Source organism: Alterinioella sp. B-7, assembly GCF_056857775.1.
This window is the reverse complement of the sequence record NZ_JBSXNT010000013.1, coordinates 1-3,712: the sequence shown is the minus strand read 5'-3', so window position 1 is coordinate 3,712 and position 3,712 is coordinate 1. Positions and strand designations below refer to the sequence as shown.

Genomic DNA, 3,712 nt, shown 5'->3' with positions numbered 1-3,712 from the left:
TCTCCCGCCGCGTCACCTTCTTCTTCATTGCGTCACGAAGGCCGGGAATGGCTGGCTGCTTAGGCATCGGCGGGCTCCTCTGTCATCCGCCAGAATCCTACCAGATCACGCCGAAATGGGGAGGTTCTTCAGAGAGTCCTTTAGATGAAAAGCCCATATCAAATAGCTGTTGAACGCCTGAAACAGTCCCCCCTCATAGAACAGCTTGATTACAACGTTGATAGCGCGTTCGGAAAATATCTATTGATCGCAGCGTTTGGGATTAGAGAGTCGGGCGACTGCGAAGATGGGGAACCGGAACTCAATGCTTCTGATGATGATTTTTGGCAAATCGTCAAATGGTCCCGAACCGACCCGGACGTATTCGACTACTGCCTTGAGCAATCCAAGCATCTGATATTGACGGACCGGCCATTGCCAGCTGCACTTAAGCTGTATTCTTGCGATGTTCTTGATGGCAAACGAAAGCGCCCAACCCCACCACACAGAGAACAAAAGAAAGTTTTTGGACGGTATCTTTCCCTCTACCAGCTTGTAGTGGAAGCGCATCACCTCCACGGCTTGACTCTAACTCGAAACGACGCGTCGGCTGAGCAAATGAGCGCATGTGATGCAGTCGCTGAAGCATTAGATTTCAAGTATCATTACACGGAGATCAAGAACCTTTGCGTCCATCCGGCCAAGGCGAGTCTTCGCAGACAGATTGTATCGATCTTGGAATTTACGGGCCAAGGAAATGAGTTAACGCTGACTAGTGAGGTAAAGACCTGATATTAAATCGAAAAGAAGTCCTGACTTCTGCAACATGCGCCGTCAGCTGCACCGGATTATATTGTGCTCCATGGAACAAAATGGAGCACGTCGATGCGTTACCTTTCCTTCAAAGACCTTCAAGCCAAACTGGGCGGGCGTGGTCGCACGACCATTTACCGCGACGTTGACCTGGGCCGCTTGCCCAAGCCCGTGAAAATCGGCGCGCGCCTGTATTGGAACGAAGCTGAAATCGACGCGGCTCTTGCAGAGCGTGCCGCATAACCCCACCCCGCGCGATGCGGGTGCAACGGCACTGGGTGGGGTGCATTCCGGTGGAAGGAATTTGTGTAACCTATGCCCAGCGCCTTGTGAAAACAACCACAAGGAATGACTGGCAATGGCAAATTCAGACAGATGGTATTCGGGCAAGACGCAGGTTTTCTGGACCTGCAAGGCGCTTCTGGACGGGCGCACAATCTCTCACAGGACGGAAATCCGCGAGGTTCGCGGCTGGCGCTTGGGCGCGAACGTTCACCGGCTCAAGCATGAATTCGGCTGGCCCATCCATGTCGAGTATCGCGGGCCGCAGAGTATCGCGCATTACTGGCTGGACCCGGATGCAGACCGCGCAAGGCTGAGAATGCCTCACTCCGCAAGGGCGCTGGGCGTTGAGGGGGACGCAGCATGAACCGGCTTCGCATCGCCCGCCTGCGCCGTGCATTCGGCCTGACAGAGACCCAGGCCAGGCTGATGGCACACCTGATCTATGGAGAGCGCCATGAGAACTGACTCGGTAGAACTGCGCCGCGAGGGTGGCCGTTGGGAAATCATGGTTCTCAAGCGCCCTGACAGCGCCCCAGAGGCTGCATGGCTGGCCTTGGGCGGGTGCCCCAGCCAAGAGGTCGTAACGCGCGTCTGGCTGGCCGTGGTGGCGCGAGGGGTATCCTGATGGCAGGGAAACCTTACAAGAACAGCAAGAGGGGGGTTGGGCGTCATGTCCAGCTTCCCGAATGGCTGCAAGCGTCCGAGGCATGGGCAACGCTCAAGCCCGGCCCCAGGGCGCTCTATGTCGAATTGAAACGGCGCTACAACGGATCGAACAACGGGCAAATCTATCTCAGTCACCGGGACGCGGCGGCGGCGCTCAACGTCCATCGCAACACCGTTGGGCCGTGGTTCGATGAATTACAGGAACGCGGGTTCATCGACCTCGCGCAAGCGCCCTGCCTTGGCCCCGCCGGGATCGGCAAGGCGTCCGTCTGGGCATTGGCAGAGATGCCGTCCAGCGACGGGAAGCCCGCGCGAAGGGCGTTCATGCGATGGCGGGAAAAACAGAAGCCCCGCACAAAAAACAGGACAGCACGTCACAATGGTTGTGACAGAGCGGCGGAACATGGCCCCGCGAAACGGCAAGGCGTCACTGATTTTGTGACGCAGGAAGCGAAATCATGAAAACGCGCGTCACAGAAAACAGGACATATATACATCTAGCCATAGGCCAGACGTTCAACAGCGAGGCAAGTGTGCGCAACCTGACAAACCGTTCCTAGACCACCTCTGGTGCTCCTTAGTGGCGCAGACGGAGGCGGAAGGGGCGACAATGCGCGCGAAGCGGTGTTGACCAATCGCCGGGGACGGCCCGAAGCCGACCTTGGCTGCTTCTGCAGCAAACGTCCATTACCAGTCTCGACTCGCAAAGCGCGTTAGCTCTGGTTCCCTTTGCTCTCAAAACAATACGGTTGAGTGCCGCGTAGAATCCTCGCAGAAAAATACGGAAAGTGGACCTGTCACGCTTTCGTGCCGCCCCAGGTGCTCGTTTAAGCCACTTTCCGTTCGAAGGCGACCGGGCTTTTCCAGCCCAATGCTGAGTGCCGTCGACGCGGATTGTAGAAGCCATTGATGTATTCGAAGATCGCCATCTCAGCTTGCCGCCTGGTTGCCCATGACCGGCGCCAGATCAGCTCGGCCTTGATGGTTTTGAAGAACGTCTCGACTGCTGCATTGTCATAACAATTGCCCTTCCCAGACATCGACACCTTGAACCCATGTTGCCGCAGGATCTTCTGATAGTCGTGCGAACAGTATTGGCTACCGCGATCCGTGTGATGGATGCAGCCCTTCGGTGGCGCACGGAATGCGATGGCCATGTTCAACGCCCGGATCGCCAGATCACGTTTCATCCGATTGCTCACGGCCCAGCCGATCACACGCCTTGAATGCAGGTCGAGGATCACAGCCAGATACAGCCAACCCTCGCGTGTCCAAATATAACTGATGTCGCCAGCCCATTTCTGGTTTGGCGCATCTGCCATGAAGTCACGATCCAACAGATTGGGCGCGATGTTGAACTTGTGATCGCTATCGGTTGTGACCTTGTGTTTGCGCGTTCGCACAACGGATATGCCGTTCTGCCGCATCAGACGGCCAACTCGACGATGGCCCACATCCAAGCCGATCTCCTTCAGCTCTTCGGTCATGCGTGGTCTGCCATAGCTGCCTAGGCTGAGGCGCGACTGTTCTTTGATATGAGCCAGCGCAACCAGATCAAACCGTTGTCTGCGACTGGCTGGACGACTTCGGAAGGCACGTAAACCGCGCGCACTGACGCCAACAACGTCGCACAACCGGTTGGTGGGGAAATGGCCTCTGTGTTCTTCGACAAACCTAAATCTCATTGCTTTAGGCCCGCGAAGAACTGGGTGGCCTTTTTTAGAATATCCCTCTCCTCCTTGAGGAGCTTGATCTCGCGCCGAAGCCGATCATTCTCTTTGGCGAGGCTCAAATCTTCTTTCGACACGACATCAGTGTCTCGATGCGCCGTGATCCACTTGTTAAGTGTCGACATGCCGACACCGAGATCATCAGCCACCTGCTTGCGCGTCAGTCCACTGGTCAGGGCAATCCGCACCGCATCTTGCCGGAATTCGTCCGTCCGTTTCAGTCCCATAGTCAGTCTCCT

Annotated in this window: 5 protein-coding genes; 4 read left to right on the top strand and 1 reads right to left on the bottom strand. The window is 56.4% G+C overall.

Translation table 11 applies throughout. The annotated features are described in order from the left end of the window. The first annotated feature begins 144 nt into the window (after window positions 1-144). The 4 genes from AC13C7_RS00710 (at window position 145) to AC13C7_RS00695 (ending at window position 2,205) form a co-directional block, all read left to right on the top strand. Window positions 145-771 (top strand): hypothetical protein, encoded by a 627-nt coding sequence (locus AC13C7_RS00710; RefSeq protein ID WP_482866278.1) that lies wholly within the window; start codon window positions 145-147, stop codon window positions 769-771. A gap of 93 nt (window positions 772-864) precedes the next feature. Continuing rightward, window positions 865-1,035: a helix-turn-helix transcriptional regulator gene (locus tag AC13C7_RS00705; protein WP_482866277.1), complete on the top strand. Its 171-nt coding sequence runs from the start codon at window positions 865-867 to the stop codon at window positions 1,033-1,035. Between the two features lie 115 nt (window positions 1,036-1,150). Then, window positions 1,151-1,441 carry a hypothetical protein gene (locus AC13C7_RS00700; RefSeq protein ID WP_482866276.1) on the top strand — a complete coding sequence of 97 codons (291 nt, stop codon included), beginning with the start codon at window positions 1,151-1,153 and terminating at the stop codon, window positions 1,439-1,441. Between the two features lie 260 nt (window positions 1,442-1,701). Then, window positions 1,702-2,205, top strand: coding sequence for a helix-turn-helix domain-containing protein (locus AC13C7_RS00695; RefSeq protein WP_482866275.1), 504 nt, complete (start codon window positions 1,702-1,704; stop codon window positions 2,203-2,205). A 365-nt stretch (window positions 2,206-2,570) separates the two neighbouring features. Here AC13C7_RS00695 and AC13C7_RS00690 read toward each other — a convergent pair. Then, a protein-coding gene (locus tag AC13C7_RS00690; RefSeq protein WP_446120159.1) for an IS3 family transposase occupies window positions 2,571-3,700 on the bottom strand; the annotation gives its coding sequence in 2 pieces (ribosomal slippage) (window positions 2,571-3,457 and window positions 3,457-3,700; 1,131 coding nt in all). Window positions 3,701-3,712: the final 12 nt, after the last annotated feature.